Origin of the sequence: Dyadobacter jiangsuensis, assembly GCF_003014695.1 — a bacterium.
Lineage (GTDB): Bacteria > Bacteroidota > Bacteroidia > Cytophagales > Spirosomataceae > Dyadobacter > Dyadobacter jiangsuensis.
In genome coordinates, this window is sequence record NZ_PYAS01000009.1 from 104,061 (window position 1) to 124,210 (window position 20,150).

A 20,150-nucleotide genomic window follows, 5' to 3' on the forward strand; every position below is an offset into this window, starting at 1 on the left:
ATCTTGTTCCAATACTTCCTCATCTACAAGCCTTTCGGAATGCTCTCGCAATTCTCACGCGAGGGCGATCATCAAACGCTGGCTGACCTCGATTTTACATTTGCCAAAGACATTTACCCGGTTGGGAGGCTGGACGCCGATAGCGAAGGGCTTTTGTTGTTAACCAACGACAATTTCCTTAAAACGAAACTCCTTGAACCGCGCAACAGGCACACGCGTACCTATTACGTCCAGGTGGAAGGCGAGGTGACGGAAGAGGCTTGCCGGCAGCTATCCGGAGGTGTGAATATTTCCATTAATGGGAAACAATATAAAACGCTCCCCGCCGAAGTGTCGAAAATAGCGGAGCCGGAGCTACCCGAACGCAATCCGCCGATCCGTTTCCGGAAGAATATACCTACTTCGTGGATGTCGGTTACATTGCATGAAGGCAAGAACCGGCAGGTGCGGCGGATGACGGCGGCCGTCGGTTTCCCGACGCTCAGGCTGGTGCGCTGGTCTATCGGAAAAATTTCATTAGCGGATAAAGAAATAAATTTTCCTAAACCAGGGGACGTATGGGAAGTTACGCCGAAAGAGGCTAAACTTTTTTATGAAAGGACCTTTTGACGAGGGGATAAATCATTTGCCCTGACTTGCCAAACCGGAGAGAAGGCTTAATTTTGTACAAATCCTTGTTCTTAAAATTAGGCTGATAATTGGCAAAGGCACACAAAGAAACTCCGCTTAATAAACAATACAATCAGATTAAAGCCAAATACCCCGGAGCACTGCTGCTCTTCCGGGTTGGTGACTTTTATGAGACTTTCGGAGAGGATGCGGTAAGAGCTTCCAAAATTTTGGGCATTGTGCTTACGCGCCGGAACAATGGCGGTGCGCATGAAGAGCTGGCGGGTTTTCCACACCATTCACTGGATAATTATCTGCCGAAACTCGTCCGTGCGGGCGAGCGCGTCGCGATTTGCGATCAGCTCGAAGACCCGGCTGCGGCGAAAGGGATTGTCAAGCGCGGAGTAACGGAGCTTGTTACGCCCGGGGTGTCGTTCAACGACAATGTGCTCGATATCCGCAAAAACAACTACCTGGCGGCGATACACGTCGGCAACGACGGCCTTTACGGAATCGCATTCCTGGATATTTCCACAGGCGAATTCATGGCGTCGCAGGGTAATGCGGCCTACGTGGACAAAATGCTGCAAGGCTTCGGTCCGGCCGAGGTATTGTATTGCAAAAAACACAAGCAGGAATTTAACGAGCTCTTCGGAGGGAAATACCATACTTTTCACCTGGAAGACTGGTGCTTTGGCTATGATTATGGCTACGAGCAGCTTACAGGACATTTTCAAACGACTACATTAAAAGGCTACGGCATCGAAGCGCTGCCGATGGGAGTTATAGCGGCGGGGGTGATTTTGCATTACCTGCGCGAAACCGAGCATAAGGAAGTTGCGCATATCAGCCGCATTACGCGGTTGGAAGAAGAGAAATACGTGTGGCTCGACCGTTTCACTGTCCGTAACCTCGAACTCGTTTACCCTCAGCAGGAAGGCGGTGTGCCGCTGATCGACATTCTCGACCACACAGTGACGCCGATGGGCGCGAGGCAGCTGCGGAAGTGGATGGTATTACCGTTGAAAGACAAAGCGCCCGTAGAGGAGCGCCTGAGCGCGGTAGCGCATTTCCTCGCGCACGAAGAGCTTCATGAATCGCTGGTAGGATGTTTCAAGCAGATCGGTGACCTGGAACGATTGATTTCCAAAGTGGCGGTGCGCCGCATCAATCCGAGGGAATTGGTTCAGCTTAAAAAATCATTGAAACAAATTGCCCCAGTAAAGGAACTGCTTACAGGTGGAATGCTGGATAAATTTGCTTCCCAGCTGGATGCGTGCGAGGCATTGGTCGATAAAATCGAGCGCGAACTTCGCGATGATGCACCCGTGCTCTCTAACCAGGGCCGCATGATTCAGAGCGGCGTGGACAGCGAGTTGGACGAATTGCACGCCATTTCGTATGAAGGCAAAGACTACCTGATCAAACTCCAGAACCGCGAGATTGAACGGACGGGCATTGGTTCGCTAAAAATTGCCTACAACAAAGTTTTTGGCTATTATCTCGAAGTCACCCACGCACATCAGAGCAAGGTTCCTTCCGATTGGATCAGGAAACAGACGCTCGTGAATGCGGAGCGATACATTACGCCGGAGCTCAAAGAATACGAAGAAAAAATCATGAATGCGGAGGACCGCATTTCGACGATCGAATTCCGGATATTCAGTGAAATCGTTCAAACGGCTTCGGAATATGTGGCTGCTATCCAGCAGAATGCACAGGTAATATCGGCGCTGGATGTGCTGAGCTCGTTTGCATTGGTTGCCCGGAAGAATAAATATGTGCAACCCGTTATCAGTGAGGGTAATGAGCTGGATATTAAGGAGGGGCGTCACCCGGTAATTGAGCAGCAATTGCCCGTGGGCGAAAGTTACGTACCAAATGACGTTTACCTCGACGACGCCAGCCAACAAATCATCATCATTACGGGGCCGAACATGGCCGGTAAGTCGGCATTGCTCCGGCAAACGGCGCTTATTGTATTGATGGCGCAAATGGGCAGTTTTGTCCCTGCCAAATCGGCTACGATCGGTCTGGTCGACAAGGTTTTCACCAGGGTAGGGGCGAGCGATAACCTCAGCAAAGGGGAAAGTACCTTCATGGTGGAAATGACCGAGACAGCGAGCATTCTCAATAACCTGAGCAGCAAAAGCCTGGTGCTGATGGATGAGATCGGGCGGGGAACAAGCACCTACGACGGCGTTTCCATCGCCTGGGCGATTACAGAGTACCTCCATAGCCAATCCAATTGCAGGCCCAAAACGCTTTTCGCAACGCACTACCACGAGCTGAACCAGCTTGCGGAAGATTTCCCGCGCATCAAAAACTTCAATGTGGCCGTAAAGGAAGTGGACAACAAGGTGGTTTTCCTGCGGAAGCTCAAACCGGGCGGCAGTGCGCACAGTTTCGGTATCCACGTGGCGCAGATCGCCGGTATGCCGCAGCCGATCGTCCTGCGCGCGAGCGAGATCATGCAGCACCTGGAAAAAGACCACGTGGCACACGAGCACAAGAAGCGGGTGAAGGATATTCCCAAAAACAACTTCCAGCTCAGCATTTTCGAACCGGCCGACCCGAAGCTGGACGAACTGAAAGAAAAGTTGATGCTCGTGGATGTCAACACACTATCGCCCATCGAAGCATTGCTGAAACTGAACGAGTTCCAGAAGCTTATCAAGAAGTAACTATTTATCTCATGTTATACCAATCAATCTCCTACAACCGCTAACCTAGTTTATGAAAAATTCGACCCGCTTTCAGTTGATGGCCATGATGTTCCTGCTCTATTTTGTGTGGGGTGCATGGTACGGGCAAATGAGCAAGTATATGTTTACGGAACTGGGCGCGACGGGCGTCCAGGTGGGCAATGCCTACGCGGCATTCTCCATTGCGATGATCATCGCGCCATTCTTCGTGGGTATGATCGCCGACCGTTATTTCGCGGCACAAAAAGTGCTGGGCATATTAAGCCTTGCAGGTGCTGCTATTTTGTATGTGCTGGCGGAAGTGAAAGACCCCGACACGTTTTTCTGGGTGATCCTGGCCTACTGTATCACTTTCGCTCCGGCGATGTCGCTCACGACGTCTATCGCCATGCAGCAGGTTACCGATTCGGAAAAGGACTTTCCCGCGATTCGCGTAATGGGAACAGTAGCCTGGATCGCGGTAACCAACATCATCGGATACTATGAAATTGGCGGTACCGCATTGATTTTCAAGATTTCGATGTTTACGGCTGCATTTCTCGGCGTTTACTCTTTCTTCCTGCCTGATACCCCTCCAAAGCCAACTTCACACACCTCTTTCTCGGATATTCTGGGTTTGGATGCGTTTAAATTGTTCAAAGACCGCTCTTTCGCGATCTTCTTTATTTCTTCGCTGCTGATCTGTATCCCATTGTCGTTCTACTACGCCATGGCAAACCCGTCGCTGACGGATTCGGGCATGACCAACGTGGAAAATAAAATGTCCCTTGGGCAGGCTTCCGAAGTTGTATTTATGTTACTGATCCCGCTGGCGTTTTCACGTTTTGGCGTGAAATGGATGCTGGTAGTAGGTCTTATTGCCTGGATCATCCGCTTCATCGGCTTCGGTTACGGCGATGCTTCCAGCGAATGGCTACTTTACCTGGCGATTGTGCTGCACGGCGTTTGCTACGACTTTTTCTTCGTTACCGGCCAGATTTACACCGACAGCAAAGCGGGCGAGCAATACCGTTCTTCGGCGCAAGGCCTGATCTCCATCGCTACTTACGGCATCGGAATGGGTATCGGTTCGTGGATTGCCGGTGTGGTGGCTGATATGTACACGGTCGACAATGTGAAAAACTGGACGTCGATCTGGATGGTGCCGGCTGGTATTGCAGCCGTAGTACTGGTACTCTTCGTGTTGTTCTTCCGCGATAACAAGGTTAAAGCCGCAGCATGAAATCGTTCGTAACCATAGGCCTTCTGATATTGTCCAACGCCTTCATGACCATGGCGTGGTACGGGCATTTGAAATTCAAGGAGATGGCCTGGTTCAGTAAACTGGGGCTATTCTCCATTATCCTCATCAGTTGGGGGATAGCCCTGTTTGAATATTGTTTTCAGGTTCCTGCCAACAGGATCGGCTTCAAGGAGAATGGCGGGCCATTTTCACTGGTAGAGCTGAAAGTGATTCAGGAAGTAATCACGCTGGTCATTTTCATGGTTTTCACTTTGCTTTTCTTCAAAACAGAAACTTTCCGCTGGAACCACTTCGTCGGGTTCGTTTTCCTGGTCCTGGCAGTTTACTTCATATTCAGGAAATAAAAAGAGCCTGCAAGTTTCGCTTGCAGGCTCTTTTTACAATGTAGTATTTTAGTCCCAATCGTCGCCACCACCAAACCGGCGGCCGTAGTCTTTCGAACCGCCTCCGCCTTTTTTGTTGCTGTAACGGTCTTCCATTTTCGGTCTTCCTCCCTGGTGACGGTTATGGTCATGTCCGCGGTCGTGGTGCCCCTTGTCGCGCTGCTTGTCGGGCTGGCGGAAGTTGTTGCCTCCTCCCGAAAAGCCCCGGTCGCTAAAGTTGCGTTCGGCAGGTCTTGCCGGTGCGCTCGGTGCGTCGTCATCGTCCTGATCGTCGTCGTCAACAGACGGTTCTTGCCGGGTATAATCCCTTCCTGTATTTCTATCTTGAGTATAAGGCGTTCTGTTACCTGGACCGTCATTTCCCGCCGGTCGTGGCCGGTTAAAGCCTTCCCGGTTGCGCGTATCGGGCCGGGAAGTGCCGCCACCGCCGTCGCTTCTGGGTTCTCTCTTCTGGGATTCGTTTACAACCAGAGGCCTGCCATACATATCCGCCCCGTTCAATGCACTAATGGCAGCTCTCGCTTCTGTTTCATCGGGCATTTCAACAAACCCGAACCCTTTGCTTTGACGCGTAATTTTGTCAATGATAATTTTCGCCGAGCTCACTTTACCATACTTTTCGAAAGCTTCACGCAGCTCGCTTTCCTTTAACTTAAAAGAAAGACTACCAACAAAAATGTCCATGAAACGCCTTGATTTTATTGATTTTAGATGTAATAAATATATTTTACTTTATCCACTCAAGAGCCAAAGTCGGCTTATTTACTTTTCTTGGTCTTGATTTTCTGATTATTATATCAAAGCTAAATAAAATTGCCCAAAGTGATCCAAGGGGACATTTTTTAATTTTTTTCTATAATTTAAGTCTGACGTCATAAACAAAATCACGGACCGATCGGATGGAATAGGTTACAGCCCTGCGAAATAGCGGATTGAGCAGGAAATTGAATTCATCGTCCATGATAGCGGAAGGGATTTTGATAATCCCGTAATCGGCCTTCCGGAGCAAATGAGTACCAAAATCTTTGGCCGAAGCGGGTGCAGGGGCATTCTTCCAATCGCCGGGCAGGGCGCTGACCGGCAATTCTAAAATATAGTCAGGGTCTACTTCAAACGCGGTAATACTGAGCGCCCGCGGAATGTCATCTATGTTTACATTGGCCGTATATTCCAGCAACGCCAGCGCGCGGCTTTCCGAAGTATAAATGCAGGGCGTAAGCGGGTGGTTCCAGCGGCCGCCATGCAGGCGTGCACCTTCGCCGTCGAGGTCGCGGGCGTAACGTGTGCGCCCGACTCTGTAAACGATCATCGGCTACGGCATCAAGAATAAACCCCGTAATCAATGCGCCCGATCATATTTTTGATTTCTTCGCGGCCGAACTGATTATCCAGGAAGTCAAAAGGCCGCTGGCCTCCCAGCGCCTGATTAGGCCTGAAAACCCAGCTATTGAAACGCGCTGCGTCTTCGAATACTTCGTATCCGTAAGAATAAATATCAGCCAGGCTAACGATCCGCTCGCTTAGGGATTGATTAAACTTTTCATCCCCCTTTTTATTGATTAGCGTCGCCCGCGCCACCGACAATGCATGGGCCAGCTGATCATAGTCCAAACCAGCCTTCTCCTTAAACAACTCAAAATCATTCTTGCTGATCCCTTTCCGGATCATCTCGATTTTCTGAAAGCTGGTCATCTGGCTTTCGGGCTTTTGCAGGGAGGTTTTGAAGATAATACCGGGGTGTTGCGCGCCATAATAGGCAGCATAAGGTTCATTAAAAGTGGCCCCCGGGCCGTCCTCTGGCTCCGGATATGGCTTAGGTGTGTGCTTTTTCATAATGATCTAAATATTTACTAAATCCAGTATAAATTTATACTAAATGTACGGAAATAAAAATGCCCCGCAAATAGCGGGGCATCTCCAAAATCATTTTTTCTTCTTATTCTTTTTCTTTCCTGTTTCCACCGGTTCTGGTGCCACTTTGGTGAGGTCTTTGACGCGGATGTTCCTGAATTTGAGTTCGGAACCGTGGCCAAGGAACCCGAGGTGGCCGCTGGTTCTTTTAAGTCCCGGGTGATCCTTATGATCGGCAGTGCCGTTTTTGCTGGCTTCTGCAAGGTCGCCATCCAGGATTACGGTGCCGTTCAGGGTTACCTTGATTTTCGAGCCTTGCACGCGCACTTCTTCGTAGTTCCACTCGCCAATCGGTTTCAAATAGCCTCTTTTCGCAGGAATAATGCCGTAGGCTGAACCGTGGTACTGGTATTCGTGCAGATCCTTGTAAATCTCTGCTTCGTTGTCCAGAATCTGAATTTCAGTTCCTACGTACGCCGCGTCGCCTTCCATCGGCGTGCGGATACCCAGGCCGTTGTTGGCACCCGGCGTAAGCTGAAACTCGAAACGGAAGTCGAAATCGCTGTATTCATCTTTGGTGTACAGGTTGCCTTTGCCGCCTTTTTTAGGATCGACAACGAGTTCGCCGTTTTGAATGAAATAGTCGGTTTTGTTACCCACCCATTCAAACATATTGGTACCGTCGAAGAGGACTTTGAAATCATCCTTCTGCTCGGCTTCGGGCAATGTAAATTCAGGACGAGGGATTTCACGAACGTAGATATCACGGTAGTGGATCTCGTTGCCGTGCGCCTGTAATTCGAGTTGTTCTTTCGCGAAGATAGGCAAGTTGCGATCCCAGTAGTTTTCGAGCACTACATTGTCTACCACATTCTCACCATTCAGATCCACCGATACGCGGTCGCCGATCATCGTGATATGGAAGGTATTCCATTCGCCGATCGCATTGTCGGCTACTTTCGAAGGCTTGCTCGGGTTTTTCTGGTTGTTATAAAGCCCTCCCGAACCCACCTGCGCGCCTACGCTTACACGTGAGGTATCCCAGATCTGCACCTGCGGCGTACCGCGGAGGTAAATACCTGCGTCACCGTCTTTCTGGATTTTCCAATCGACGTACATTTCGAAATCGCCGTATTGTTTTACGGTGCAAAGGTTGTCGCCATGGCCGGAGAACACGAGTTCACCATCTTTGGCAAACCAATCCTTGAATGCAGCTTCATCCGCTTTTTTCTGTTTGAAAGCCAAAGTGTCGGCGCTCATTTTGCGGCGTGCGATCGGGTTTTGTACCAAACCTTTCCAGCCTGAAAGGTCTTTGCCATTGAACAATGACACAAAACCTTCGCCAGTCGGCAACTCAGCCAAATGTTTGCGGATGGATTCGCGCTGGTAATCAGCATCCTGTCCTTTCAAAAGAGGACCCGCTTTGGTAAGCAGCTCACGGATTTCGGCGCTGTACAGGTTTTTGTTAGCCAATGCGATGTTCATCACGGCCTGCGCTGCTGCCTGTTGTGTACCGGCGTTATCCAGGTATTTTCCTGCCAGTAATAGCGAATTGAAAGTCCGGTTTCTTCCGAGCTCTTTCAAAATGGCTTCTTTCTGTGCATCGGTTTTCGCGATCGCCAATGCCTCACGAAGCATAATCACCTTGTTGGCAGCCGTCTTTCCGGACTTTGCTGTTGTAGCTACATAGCCTGTCAATGCGGCATTGAAATCATCTGTGTCGCTGGTGTTGCGCGCAATTGTCAGCAATTCTCCGGCTGCGCTTGCATCCGACCATGCCGAGAGAGCCGCAATGGCCGATTTCTTTTTCGCGGCATCTCCGTTTCCATAAGCTTCGGCCACTGATTTCAGCGCTTTTTTACCGCCAATACCTGCCAAAACCGCAAGGTAATTACCTTGTTTATCGGCAGGGGCAGCCTGTATTTGTTTCAAAACAGCGTCTGTCTGGCTATTCACATCACCACTTTCCTTAATCGCCGCGTCGATAGCGCTCTGCGTGGCTGCAACCTCGTCGGCATTGGAAACGGTATTCAGCAAGGTATAGAGCTGTGGCAAATCGTTACCGGTAGCCAGGGATTTCAATGCATTGAAAGCCGATTTCCGCACTTCGGGATTGGTATTTTTCAATTGTGCGGAAACAACCGGAAGCTTGGAACTCGCTCCACGGGCAGCCAGTACGTCGATTAAGGCCGATTGTGAAGCCGCAGGAAGGGTAGGAATGGCGGTTGCCACCTGATCCACGAGCGAGGCACCTTTAATCGTAAGCAAGCTGCTCTTAACTGCCGCTATTTCGTCCGCAGTGGCTGTTTTCAGAACCGGGATCAGTTTGGCAATGCTGCTTTCCTGACCGATTCTGCCGGCAGCCCAAATGGCAGCGGTTTTTACTTTGCTATCCTTCGAAGCCAATGCTTTCAAAACGACCGGCAATGCATCTTTCGATTCCGCACGGCCCAGCATAGTGATGATCTCCGCCTGCACGGTAGGAGTCGCCTTTTTGTATGCATTCAGCCAAGGCGTAGTGCCATCGGCCATCAGGTATTTCTGGCCCAGTTTCAATGCAGCAGCGCGGTATTGTGCGTCGCTGCTCTGCAATGCGCTTACGAGCACTGGTACAGATTCTCTCTTTTTGATATCCGAATAAATCTTCAATGCAGAAGAACGCGTCGCTGATTGCTTCGCATCAGGTGTAGCCTTGATCAAAGCGAGCGCCGCTTTTTCAGCGGAGGCTGCATTACCATTGGCCGCCAGATTTGCGAGGTATTTGAGGTAAACAGCCGTAGCATCCGCTTCATCGTAACCATAAGCGGCTTTCTGCGCAGCGCCTGCCAGGATACTTTCCGAAGAAGGCGAGCCGATTTCCGAAAGCGCATAAAGGCTTACCTTACGCAGCTTGGTGTCGGAGTTGGCAGCGGTTTTTTCGATGGCGGGAGCAGCTTCTTTGTTGTGGCTGCCGCCCAATGCCTCGGTGATCGCGAGTTGGGCGCCTCCGTTGGCATTGTTTAGCGCTTGCAGCAATGCAGCTCCGGCAGCTGGCGAGCCAATGCGTGCCAGCGTTCGCGCAGCAGGTTGCGAAAGCCGCTCGTCTTTGAGATAACCTTTCAAAACATCCACTGATTCATCCTTGCCCACTGTTTGGAGCTGATAAATGAGGAAATTTTTGCTGTCGGGATCGCTTACTTTCGACAATGCTTCGCCATAGGCCTCGGCCGCGTCTTTACGCAATGCTTCTTTGCCGGCCTGGGACGCATAATAGGTGAAGCCACCCAATGCATATTGGATTTTGGTATTGTCTCCTTTGCCGAGCGGTGTCAGCATGGAGGCAATCTGCACCAGGCCGGGCTTGCCGAGCTGGGCAAGCTCTTCCATGTTTTTCTTCAGTGCAGCCTCGTTTTGGGAAGGCAGTTTCGCCAACACCGCCTTCACTTTGGCGTCGAGCGAGTTGTCGGATTGGGCCATCAGCTGCGAGGAAGCCAGGCAGAGGGCCATGATAGGGTAAAGTCTTTTTTTCATCAGATATGCCGGTGCCGCAAGCCCGAATAGGCCTGTCAGCGTAGCTTTTAGGTTCTTAAATGGTCCAGGGAGCACGCATTGGCTGGTTGATCAACCGGTTGGCGCCTTCGTCGTCGATAAATTCCTGCTTGTCCGGATCGAATTTCAATGAGCGGCCCAGGCGCAATGCGATGAGGCCCATGTTTACGATCGTACAAGAGCGGTGACCGTTTTCTTCGTTCAATGCGAACTTTTTGCGGTTCTTCACGGCGTCCACGAAGTCGGTAATCTGTGGTTCGGGATCGGGGAATGCGGCGAGTTTCTTTTCCAGGTCCGGAATATCCGATTTGAAATTTTGGTACAGCTTGCCTTTCGGGCCCTCGATGTACGCTACTTTATCGTCTTTGGCCTCGCCGTCGAGCACGATCTGGCAGCCATCGGCATAAGTGTAGGTAATGCGGCGCCAGGTTCCTACGGCTTCGGTATGTTGCTGAGGGGCATCCACTTCCACACTTACAGGGCTGGTATCGTCCTTGCCGAGGAAATATTGAATCGGGTCAATGTAATGCTGGCCCATGTCGCCCAGGCCGCCGCCATCGTAATCCCAATAGCCACGGAAGGTCCCGTGCACGCGGTGCTCGCTGTATGGCTTGTACGGCGCGGGTCCGAGCCACATATCATAGTCGAGCTCGGCTGGTACCGGTTGAGGTGCATTGTTTGTTTTACCTACCCAATAGAACTTCCAGTCGAAACCGGTATGCTTGCTCACGGTCACTTTCAATGGCCAGCCGAGCAAGCCGCTCTGAACGAGTTTTTTAATGGGTTTTACGGTGGTATTCATTCCGTAGAAATTGCTTTCGAAACGGAACCAGGTATTGAGACGGAACACTCTTCCATGCTGCTGGACGGCCTCTACCAGGCGCTTGCCTTCGCCAATGGTACGGGTCATCGGTTTCTCGCACCACACGTCCTTGCCCGCGCGGGCAGCATCGGCGGCGATAATGCCATGCCAATGCGGAGGCGTCGCCACGTGCACGATGTCCACCTCGGGAAGCTGGATCAGCTCGCGGTAGTCGGAGAAGGTTTTGACGCCCTTGTCAACCATATTTACCGCAATGTCGAGGTGTTTTTTATCCACATCACACAATGCAACTACTTTGGTGCCGGCATAAGGGATGTGGCCGCGGCCCATGGAGCCGGTTCCAACGATAGCCTTGGTGAGCGTGTCGCTAGGGGCGAGGTAACCTTTCCCCAGCACATGGCGGGGAACGATCGAAAACGTTGCCAGCGTCGCCAGTGAGCCTTTGATAAAGCTCCTGCGTGAGGACGCGGAAAGTCCTTTCTCTTCTTTCATTCGTTAAGGTTCTTTTAGGAAGTAAAACTGATTGTTATGTGCTTGTGAAATTAGGACAATATCAGGAATGCGCCAAAGCATTCCCGGGCATTACCCGATATTAATGGGGTAATGCCTCGGAATGGGCCGTAAAATCAGAGAAAATGGGCAATACGCCCTGCGTGCTCGTTACAATGGAATATTGCCGTGCTTCTTTTTGGGGAGCACATCCACCTTGTTTTCCAGCATTTCGAAGGCGCGGATGAGCTTCGCGCGGGTCTGGTCGGGGTAGATCACCTCATCGATATAACCGCGGTGCGCGGCCCGGTAAGGGTTCGCAAATTTGTGGGTATAGTCGTCGATTTTTTCCTTCAATTTCTCCGCCGGATTTTCGGCTTGTGCAATCTCCCGTTTGAAAATGATTTCGGCCGCACCGCTCGCGCCCATTACGGCGATTTCGGCGGAAGGCCATGCAAAGTTCATATCCGCGCCGATGTGCTTGGAATTCATCACATCATAGGCGCCCCCGTACGCCTTGCGCGTGATCACGGTAATGCGCGGAACCGTCGCCTCGCAGAATGCATACAGCAGTTTCGCGCCGTTGCTGATGATCGCATTCCATTCCTGGTCGGTACCGGGAAGGAAGCCGGGGACATCTTCCAATACCAACAACGGAATGTTAAAACAATCGCAAAACCGCACAAAACGCGCCGCTTTCTGGCTCGCATGGATGTCGAGCACACCCGCAAGCACGGCGGGTTGGTTGGCTACAATGCCAATGCTGCGGCCGGCAATGCGCGAGAAGCCCACGACGATATTTTCAGCAAAATTTTCGTGTACTTCAAAAAAACTGTCGGGGTCGGAAAGCTCGGTGATTACCTCCCGCATATCGTAAGGCTGGTTGGCATTCTCCGGAATGAGCGTATTCAATGCCGGGCGAAGCTCGTCGCCGGGTGTGTAAGGATACCGAGGCGCATCGTCCTCACAATTTTGCGGCATATAGCTCAGCAGCTTTTTGATTGACTGCAGGCATTCGACTTCATTGGCCGAAACAAAATGCGTTACGCCCGATTTTGTGGCGTGCGTCATCGCACCGCCGAGTTCTTCCGAAGTTACTTCTTCGTGCGTCACCGTTTTGACCACATTGGGTCCGGTCACGAACATATAGCTCGTGTTTTCAACCATTAATATGAAATCCGTGATCGCAGGCGAATATACGGCACCGCCGGCGCAAGGGCCCATTACAGCCGAAATCTGCGGTATGACCCCGGAAGCCAGCGTGTTTTTGTAAAAAATATCCGCATAACCTGCAAGCGAGAGCACCCCTTCCTGAATGCGCGCGCCACCCGAGTCGTTGAGGCCGATCAGCGGGGCGCCGTTTTTCATGGCGAGGTCCATCAGCTTGCAGATTTTTTCCGCATGTGTTTCCGAAAGCGAGCCGCCGAAAACGGTGAAATCCTGTGCGAAAACGTAAACCAGCCGGCCATTAACTTTGCCGTAGCCTGTTACCACGCCGTCGCCGAGGTAATGCTCCTTGTCCAGCCCGAAATCCTTGCTGCGGTGCATCACAAATCGGCCTATTTCTTCGAAGGAGCCTTTGTCGAGTAGAATGGAAATGCGTTCCCGGGCGGTGAGCTTTCCCTTTGCATGTTGCGCCTGGATCCTGTTTTCACCGCCGCCCAGTTCAGCCTCAGCGTTTTTTTGATCTAAAAGTTCTTTTTTTGAAACAGCGGCTGATAGGGATTCCATGTAATGCGGGGATATGGTTACATTTGTTGGTGAACGGTTATAAATATAGCTGCATTTTAATGATTAGGGAAATTATTGGACGTTTATGAGGAGCACAGGCTGCGGTTTGCTTTTCCTGATCACATGGCTTTGTGCGCCGTGGAATGCCGCTTTCGCCCAGGTCACGGGCGGCCGTACCCGTCTGGATTTTCTTCAATTGCCCGCCCAGGCACGTAGTACCGCGTTGGGTTCCAACCACATTACCGCGCAAGGCAATGATCCCTCATTGTTTCTTCAAAACCCTGCTTTGCTCGATTCCGCGAAGATCAACAATGTATCGTTGAACCTGATGCCCTACCTGGCGGATACGAAGTTTGTGAATATGGGTTATGCCAACCGGGTCCGCAAAACGGGCGGCACCTGGGCAGTAGGACTGCAATACCTGAACTACGGCACCATGCAGGAAACCGACGACATAGGCAATGTGGTAGGGGAGTTCCGTGCGGCGGATTATGGGTTATCTGCCGGTTATGGCCACACCATAGGCGCATTCACGCTCGGCGCGACGGCCAAATTCGTAGGAGCATCGATTGAAAGCTACCAAACCTGGGGAATGGCGTTCGACTGGGGTGCCACATTCCGGCACCCGCGTGAGGACCTGACGATCGGTTTCGTGGCTAAAAACTTCGGTTTTTTAAAGCAGAACTACAATGGCGCGAATACGCCGGTGCTGCCATTCGATATGCGGGTAGGGGTAACTTTCAAACCCCAATACATGCCCATTCGCGTGTCGCTGACGGCCCATCACTTGAACCGGTTCGATATGGTTTACAACGACCCGAACCTGTTTTATACCTACGACATTAATGGCACTAAACTGCCCAAAAAAGTGGGAGTAGCAGAAAAGCTGGGCAGGCATCTGTCGCTCGGCGCAGAGATTTTGGCACATCCCAATTTCCGTATTCTGCTGGGCTATGATCACCTGAAACGGCAGGAACTCCGCCTGACGAACCGCGGCGCATTAGCGGGTTTTTCGTTCGGTGCGTGGCTACGTGTTAAGCGTTTCGAGGTCGGTTATGGCCGGGCGCAATATGTACCAGGCTTTGGCAGCAGCTCCATTTCCATTGTGATGAACCTCAAAAACGGGTTTGCCAGAAACAAATGGGACGAGCCGGTGAAAGCCAGGCCCGTCCGGTAATGCAATGCGCTATCTGCGTGTGTAATGCAGCTGCACCAAACCTTTTTCAAAAGACTTACTGCTCACGAAAGTAAGGTTTTGCTCCGGCCGACCGTCTTTGAACAGGCGGATGCCGTCGCCGAGGAGAATGGGAATCAATGAAACGATGTACTCGTCGATCAGGTCGAGTTGCATGAGCTGGTTCACCACTTCCGCGCCGCCATCGACGAAAATGTGTTTCCCTTCTTTTTGTTTCAGCTCTTCGATGAATGCTTTCAGGTCGCCGGTATGAAAGCGGACATTGCCTTCCTGCGCACGCGGTGTACGCGTCACGATGTGATATTCCTTATCGGCACGCAGATATTCAATGCCCATGGCCTGCACCTTATCATACGTTTTGCGGCCGATGATCACGGTGTCGATCGTATCGATGAATTCGGCATAGCCGTAATCTTCGCCTTCTTGTTCCACGAGTGACAGGAACGTCAGATCATCGTCGTGTTTGGCAATGTAACCGTCGAGGCTGGCGGCAATGTAAACGAATACTTTTCTGGTCATAGCTAGTGATTTGGTTAGTACAGGAAAAATAGGATAGCTGTTTCCCGTAAAAAGTTGGAACCACTAGCGCGATTAGACGACTTTTCCTTTTTCCAGTTTCAAATAATGCTTCACACAGCTTGGAATCTCGTTTGGGTAATGCGAAACGTAAATCAGCGTCCGCTGATCGGTATCACAAATCGCATTCACAACGGACTTGAAGTAGTCGATAGCGTCGGTATCCAGTCCCTGACAAGGCTCGTCAAGAATGAGGAGCGGTGGGTTTTTAACCAATGCACGCGCCAGCAGCACCATTCTCTGCTGACCTTTTGATAGTTGCGAGAAGTCTTTTTCGATCAGTTCATGCACGTGCAGAAGTTCGGCCACTTCATGTACACGTTCGATCTGCGTTTCGGTGAGTTTTTTAAAGAAAACACCGGTGGCGTCGAAAAAGCCGGAGGCAATGGTCTTGAAAACGGTGGTATTTCTGGGGAAATATAAATGCAGTTCCGGCGAAACGTGCCCGATCTTTTGCTTGATATCCCAGATGGAAGCGCCCGCGCCACCCCGTTTTTGATCGAACAAATCATAATCATTGGCAAAGCGCTGCGGATTATCGGCCGTGATAATGCTGAGTAAAGTCGATTTGCCGGAGCCATTCGGGCCGGATAACGCCCATTTTTCTCCTTTCCCAATTTTCCAGCTTACGCCGTCGAGAATCTGATCTTCACCGTATTTGACGCGGATGTTTCGCAAATCGAGCGCATTCTTAAAACCCGTGAATTCGGGATGACCGAAATGAGCCAGTTTTTGCGAATCAGGCTGCGGGAAGTGATGGGTGTGGGCAGCTGCCGACCGAAATTGTGCTACGGGTTTTTGTGCTTCAATCTTCCCGGCTTCCAGTTCGAGCACGTCGGTTATGCATGGCGGGATTTCGGTGGCTGTGGTGGCCATGATAATGGTCACGCCTTGTTTGGTCAGTTCGGTCAGGGCATTGCGGAGCACCTCGCGCGAATGCACATCGAGGCCGCTGAATGCATTGTCGAGCATGAGCACCTTTGGCTTTTTCAAGAGAGATTTGGCCAAAAGCATCCTCCTCGTTTCTCCGTTGGAGAGCGTCACAAACGGGTGGTCGAGTAAATGGGTAATGGACAGCAGGCCGCTTACCCGCGCCAATTCGTCATCACTCACTTTGGACGGTGCCAATCTCACGGATTTGTCGTCGACGGTACCGACCGGTTTCAATTGGTCGGTCAGGATCGCACGCACGCTGGGAGCGCGTTCGGACTCGTACGCATGAAAGCGCTGCTGGTAGTATTCGGCGCCGGCACTCACAATGCGGTTGAATGAATAGTCGTTGGAGGCAAGCTCGATATTCTCCCGGACGGGTGTGGTCCAGTCGTAAGCTATTTTGCCGGTGAGTACGGGCCATTTTCCGGCGATCACTTCCAGCAGCACCGATTTGCCGGAGCCATTCGGGCCAATGATCGCCCAGTTTTTTCCTTGTTCAATATTCCAGTTGATTTCAGAAAGGACCGTTGATTCGTATTTGCGGACGGATACGTTTTGAAGCGAAATGAGTGTCATGCGAAAACCAGGTAATGAAAGAGCAAATACCAAAATTTTGGCTTGAAATGGAAACAAAAAGAGCATCCGTTACGGGATGCCCTGGCTAAGCGTTTGAATCAGTGATTAATGCAGTCAATGGTGGAATTCCATATTAAACTCCCGGATCATGGTGCTCACGAATGCCGAAAGGTCGTCGGTGGTGCGGCTGGTGACAAGTCCGTTGTTGGTTACCACTTCCTGATCCACCCATATTGCGCCGGCATTTTCGAGGTCGTGGCGGATGGCGGCGTACGAAGTGAGCGTACGGCCCAGCACCACGTCGGCGTCGATCAGGATTTGAGGGCCATGGCAGATCGCCGCCACAGGTTTTCCCGCGATAAAGAACGATCGTACAAAGTCGACAGCCTTTTGGTTGATCCTCAGCGCATCGAGGCCCATTACCCCGCCCGGGAGCAGCAGTGCGTCGTAGTATTCGGCACGTGCCATTTCGAGCGGGACGTCCACACGGTGGTTTTCGCCCCAGTCCAGATGGCTCCATCCTTTCACAATGTCCTTATTGGGCGAAATAACGTGGGTAGTCGCGCCGCGTTGGTTTAGGACTTTTCTGGGGCAGGTCATTTCAACCTGCTCAAATCCATCGGCAACCAGTATCGCGACTTTGATTGAATTCAGTGATTGTTCCATGGATTTAGGTGTGGATTAAAAGGTTAGATTATAAGAATAAATAATTGTACAAAAAATATGCCAATAAATTGACTTGCTTTTGGGTCGTGCACGCGTCAAAGGGGCGATGCGCAGCTTCCACAACGTGGGAATGAGGCCTGCGGTAAATCCCGATTTGGGGAAAATAAAAAGAGCGGCATCGCTGCCGCTCCCTGTATTAGCACTATTTCGTGATTAGATTTCTACACTTCCAACGTTTTCGAAGACCAGTTCGCCTTTTGAATCGAGCTCCATCATGATCACCGAATCTTTCGCAACCTGCCCGCTCAGAATACCTTTCGATAATTCATTCAGGATTCTTCTTTGAAGCACCCTTTTCAGCGGACGCGCACCGAATGCCGGGTCGAAACCGTCTTCCCCGAGCTTGGTCAACGCTTCGTCGGTCGCGTCGAGCGTGATACCTTGTTCTTTCAGCATATGCTGGATGCCTTTGAACTGGATATCCACGATTTTGCGGATGTTTTTCAATGTCAATGGTTCGAACAGCACGATCTCGTCGATACGGTTCAGGAACTCTGGTCTCACCGATGCTTTCAACAGATCGAGTACCGCCTGTTTGGCTTCTTCGACGATCAGCGTGTGGTTCCAGCCCTCGTCTTCCGCGAATTTCTCCTGGATAATATGGCTGCCGATGTTCGACGTCATGATGATGATCGTGTTTTTGAAATTCGCCACACGACCTTTGTTGTCAGTCAATCGGCCTTCGTCCAACACTTGCAGCAGGATATTCCATACATCCGGGTGTGCTTTTTCGATTTCGTCGAGCAGGATCACGCTGTAAGGTTTGCGACGCACGGCTTCGGTCAACTGGCCGCCTTCGTCGTAGCCCACGTATCCTGGAGGCGCGCCTACGAGGCGGCTTACCGCGTGGCGTTCCTGATACTCGCTCATATCGATCCGCACCATGGCATTCTCGTCGTTGAACAGGTACTCGGCCAGGGTTTTTGCGAGCTCGGTTTTACCTACGCCGGTCGGGCCGAGGAAGAGGAAGCTGCCGATCGGCCGTTTCGCATCCTGCAAGCCTGCGCGGCTGCGGCGTACAGCGTCGGATACCACTTCGATGGCCTCATTCTGGCCAGCTACGCGCTGGTGCAAATGCTCTTCGAGTTGCAGCAGCTTCTCGCGGTCGCTTTGCAGCATTTTGCTGACAGGGATGCCGGTCCATTTGGCGACTACTTCGGCAATATCTTCCGGCGTAATCTCCTCCTGCATCAGGCTTTCCGCGTGCTCCGATTTTTGAAGTTCTTCCAATTTGGCCTGAACCTCGGGAATGCGGCCATAGCGGATCTCGGCTACTTTACCGAAATCACCCGAACGTTCGGCCTGCTCGGCTTCGAGGCGCAGCTGCTCGCTTTGTTCTTTCAATGCGCGCACTTCATTCACTTTACCCTTTTCATTTTCCCATTGGGCTTTCAGGGCATTACGTTGCTCGCCGAGGTCGGCAATTTCTTTGTTAAGGACGGTTTCCTTGTCCTTGTTGTTCTCACGGCGGATCGCCTCGCGCTCGATTTCGAGCTGCATAATGCGGCGGTTCAGTTCGTCGAGCTCTTCGGGTACGCTGTCCATTTCCAGACGTAACTTGGAAGCGGCTTCATCCATTAAGTCAATCGCCTTGTCCGGAAGGAACCGATCGCTGATGTAGCGGTTAGAAAGCTCCACGGCAGCAATGACCGCGTCGTCCTGAATCCGAACCCCGTGGTGCAATTCGTATTTTTCCTTGATACCTCTCAGAATACTGATCGCATCGGAAATGTTTGGCTCGTCCACCATGACAGCCTGAAAACGACGTTCCAGGGCCTTGTCTTTCTCGACATATTTCTGGTATTCTTTCAGCGTGGTAGCGCCAATCGCGTGCAGTTCGCCGCGTGCCAATGCCGGTTTCAGCAAGTTGGCTGCGTCCATGGCACTTTCGCCACCGCCGCCCGCGCCGATCAGTGTGTGGATCTCGTCAATGAAAAGCACGATCTCACCTTCCGAATCGGTTACCTCTTTGATAACCGCTTTCAGCCTTTCCTCAAATTCACCTTTGTATTTCGCACCGGCGATCAGCAAACCTAAATCGAGCGATACGATCGTTTTCGATTTCAGGTTTTCGGGAACGTCGCCCTGCACGATACGCTGGGCCAATCCTTCCACAATCGCGGTTTTACCCACACCCGGCTCACCGAGCAGGATCGGGTTGTTTTTGGTACGGCGGCTCAATATCTGCAACACCCGCCTGATTTCTTCGTCGCGGCCGATCACCGGGTCGATTTTGCCGGCTTTGGCCAATTCATTCAAATTTTTGCTGTACCGTTCCAGGGAGCGGTATTTGGCTTCTGCATTTTGATCTTTCACAGGGTTATTCTTTCCTCTTAGTTCTTTGATTGCATTGATCAGTTCCTTCTCATTGAATCCCAGCTCCTTCATCATGTTGGCTGTGGAATCTTTTCCGCTGAGAATACCCAGGATCAGCAGCTCTATGCTGATGAATTCGTCCCCGAACTCTTTCAGGTAATTCTGTGCCTTTCCACTGGCAGCTGCCATATCGTTGCCCAAATAGGGCTGTCCCCCGCTTACACGCGGGTACCCGTCCAATATTTTCTGCAAACGGTTATTGAGTACGTCTGCGCTGATATTGAGCTTATTCAATAGAAATAGAGACGTGTTGGGGTCTTCTTCCAAAATGGATTTCAACACGTGTCCCGTTTCAATAGCCTGCTGCTGGTTTCCCTGGGCCATTTGGGCGGCGTGCTGGATGACCTCCTGCGCCTTGATAGTATATTGGTTAAAGTTCATAGCGTTGATCGCATTGTTAATGATG

The 20,150-nt window shown here is 51.3% G+C and carries 15 protein-coding genes; 5 read left to right on the plus strand and 10 right to left on the minus strand.

The window, feature by feature from the left end; genetic code table 11:
* The first annotated feature begins 3 nt into the window (after window positions 1-3).
* From CLV60_RS18975 to CLV60_RS18990, 4 genes are all read left to right on the plus strand, one after another.
* Complete coding sequence (locus tag CLV60_RS18975) at window positions 4-609, plus strand: pseudouridine synthase (RefSeq protein ID WP_106596950.1); 606 nt, start codon at window positions 4-6, stop codon at window positions 607-609.
* Window positions 610-698: 89 nt separating this feature from the next.
* Window positions 699-3,293: a DNA mismatch repair protein MutS gene (gene mutS / locus CLV60_RS18980; protein ID WP_106596951.1), complete on the plus strand. Its 2,595-nt coding sequence runs from the start codon at window positions 699-701 to the stop codon at window positions 3,291-3,293.
* Between the two features lie 52 nt (window positions 3,294-3,345).
* Window positions 3,346-4,536: an MFS transporter gene (locus CLV60_RS18985; protein ID WP_106596952.1), complete on the plus strand. Its 1,191-nt coding sequence runs from the start codon at window positions 3,346-3,348 to the stop codon at window positions 4,534-4,536.
* Window positions 4,533-4,901, plus strand: coding sequence for a DMT family protein (locus CLV60_RS18990; RefSeq protein ID WP_106596953.1), 369 nt, complete (start codon window positions 4,533-4,535; stop codon window positions 4,899-4,901). Before CLV60_RS18985 ends, CLV60_RS18990 begins: the two co-directional genes overlap by 4 nt.
* Before the next feature lie 48 nt (window positions 4,902-4,949).
* Here CLV60_RS18990 and rbp read toward each other — a convergent pair whose 3' ends face one another.
* The 6 genes from rbp to CLV60_RS19020 form a co-directional block, all read right to left on the minus strand.
* Window positions 4,950-5,624 carry an RNA-binding regulator gene (rbp, locus tag CLV60_RS18995; protein WP_106596954.1) on the minus strand — a complete coding sequence of 225 codons (675 nt, stop codon included), beginning with the start codon at window positions 5,622-5,624 and terminating at the stop codon, window positions 4,950-4,952.
* Between the two features lie 169 nt (window positions 5,625-5,793).
* Window positions 5,794-6,249 (minus strand): RES family NAD+ phosphorylase, encoded by a 456-nt coding sequence (locus CLV60_RS19000; protein WP_106596955.1) that lies wholly within the window; start codon window positions 6,247-6,249, stop codon window positions 5,794-5,796.
* Between the two features lie 11 nt (window positions 6,250-6,260).
* Entirely contained in the window at window positions 6,261-6,773 is a 513-nt protein-coding gene (locus CLV60_RS19005) for an Xre family toxin-antitoxin system antitoxin (protein WP_106596956.1), read from the minus strand.
* Between the two features lie 90 nt (window positions 6,774-6,863).
* Window positions 6,864-10,301: a 3-keto-alpha-glucoside-1,2-lyase-like domain-containing protein gene (locus tag CLV60_RS19010; protein ID WP_106597183.1), complete on the minus strand. Its 3,438-nt coding sequence runs from the start codon at window positions 10,299-10,301 to the stop codon at window positions 6,864-6,866.
* A 55-nt stretch (window positions 10,302-10,356) separates the two neighbouring features.
* Window positions 10,357-11,634, minus strand: a complete 1,278-nt coding sequence (locus CLV60_RS19015) for a Gfo/Idh/MocA family oxidoreductase (RefSeq protein ID WP_106596957.1) — start codon at window positions 11,632-11,634, stop codon at window positions 10,357-10,359.
* A gap of 168 nt (window positions 11,635-11,802) precedes the next feature.
* Window positions 11,803-13,362 carry an acyl-CoA carboxylase subunit beta gene (locus CLV60_RS19020; RefSeq protein WP_106596958.1) on the minus strand — a complete coding sequence of 520 codons (1,560 nt, stop codon included), beginning with the start codon at window positions 13,360-13,362 and terminating at the stop codon, window positions 11,803-11,805.
* A gap of 85 nt (window positions 13,363-13,447) precedes the next feature.
* On the opposite strand from CLV60_RS19020, the gene porQ reads away from it, so the two are divergent.
* Complete coding sequence (gene porQ, locus CLV60_RS19025; protein WP_106596959.1) at window positions 13,448-14,539, plus strand: type IX secretion system protein PorQ; 1,092 nt, start codon at window positions 13,448-13,450, stop codon at window positions 14,537-14,539.
* 9 nt (window positions 14,540-14,548) lie between these two features.
* Here the strand turns inward: porQ and CLV60_RS19030 are convergent, their stop codons facing one another.
* The 4 genes from CLV60_RS19030 to clpB form a co-directional block, all read right to left on the minus strand.
* On the minus strand, window positions 14,549-15,076 hold the full coding sequence (locus CLV60_RS19030) for a dihydrofolate reductase family protein (RefSeq protein ID WP_106596960.1): 528 nt from the start codon (window positions 15,074-15,076) through the stop codon (window positions 14,549-14,551).
* Window positions 15,077-15,148: 72 nt separating this feature from the next.
* Window positions 15,149-16,642 carry an ATP-binding cassette domain-containing protein gene (locus CLV60_RS19035; RefSeq protein ID WP_106597184.1) on the minus strand — a complete coding sequence of 498 codons (1,494 nt, stop codon included), beginning with the start codon at window positions 16,640-16,642 and terminating at the stop codon, window positions 15,149-15,151.
* A gap of 114 nt (window positions 16,643-16,756) precedes the next feature.
* Entirely contained in the window at window positions 16,757-17,308 is a 552-nt protein-coding gene (locus tag CLV60_RS19040; protein WP_106596961.1) for a type 1 glutamine amidotransferase domain-containing protein, read from the minus strand.
* A gap of 213 nt (window positions 17,309-17,521) precedes the next feature.
* Window positions 17,522-20,125: an ATP-dependent chaperone ClpB gene (clpB, locus tag CLV60_RS19045; protein WP_106596962.1), complete on the minus strand. Its 2,604-nt coding sequence runs from the start codon at window positions 20,123-20,125 to the stop codon at window positions 17,522-17,524.
* Window positions 20,126-20,150 lie beyond the last annotated feature (25 nt).

What these genes read in the sequence shown, in the direction of transcription:
- CLV60_RS19030 (WP_106596960.1), bottom strand. Translation starts at nt 15,076, where the DNA reads ATGACCAGAAAAGTATTCGTTTACATTGCCGCCAGCCTCGACGGTTAC.
- clpB (WP_106596962.1), bottom strand. Translation starts at nt 20,125, where the DNA reads ATGAACTTTAACCAATATACTATCAAGGCGCAGGAGGTCATCCAGCAC.
- rbp (WP_106596954.1), bottom strand. Translation starts at nt 5,624, where the DNA reads ATGGACATTTTTGTTGGTAGTCTTTCTTTTAAGTTAAAGGAAAGCGAG.
- CLV60_RS19015 (WP_106596957.1), bottom strand. Translation starts at nt 11,634, where the DNA reads ATGAAAGAAGAGAAAGGACTTTCCGCGTCCTCACGCAGGAGCTTTATC.
- CLV60_RS19005 (WP_106596956.1), bottom strand. Translation starts at nt 6,773, where the DNA reads ATGAAAAAGCACACACCTAAGCCATATCCGGAGCCAGAGGACGGCCCG.
- CLV60_RS19010 (WP_106597183.1), bottom strand. Translation starts at nt 10,301, where the DNA reads ATGAAAAAAAGACTTTACCCTATCATGGCCCTCTGCCTGGCTTCCTCG.
- CLV60_RS18990 (WP_106596953.1), top strand. Translation starts at nt 4,533, where the DNA reads ATGAAATCGTTCGTAACCATAGGCCTTCTGATATTGTCCAACGCCTTC.
- CLV60_RS19035 (WP_106597184.1), bottom strand. Translation starts at nt 16,642, where the DNA reads ATGACACTCATTTCGCTTCAAAACGTATCCGTCCGCAAATACGAATCA.
- CLV60_RS19020 (WP_106596958.1), bottom strand. Translation starts at nt 13,362, where the DNA reads ATGGAATCCCTATCAGCCGCTGTTTCAAAAAAAGAACTTTTAGATCAA.
- CLV60_RS18985 (WP_106596952.1), top strand. Translation starts at nt 3,346, where the DNA reads ATGAAAAATTCGACCCGCTTTCAGTTGATGGCCATGATGTTCCTGCTC.
- porQ (WP_106596959.1), top strand. Translation starts at nt 13,448, where the DNA reads ATGAGGAGCACAGGCTGCGGTTTGCTTTTCCTGATCACATGGCTTTGT.
- CLV60_RS19000 (WP_106596955.1), bottom strand. Translation starts at nt 6,249, where the DNA reads ATGATCGTTTACAGAGTCGGGCGCACACGTTACGCCCGCGACCTCGAC.
- CLV60_RS19040 (WP_106596961.1), bottom strand. Translation starts at nt 17,308, where the DNA reads ATGGAACAATCACTGAATTCAATCAAAGTCGCGATACTGGTTGCCGAT.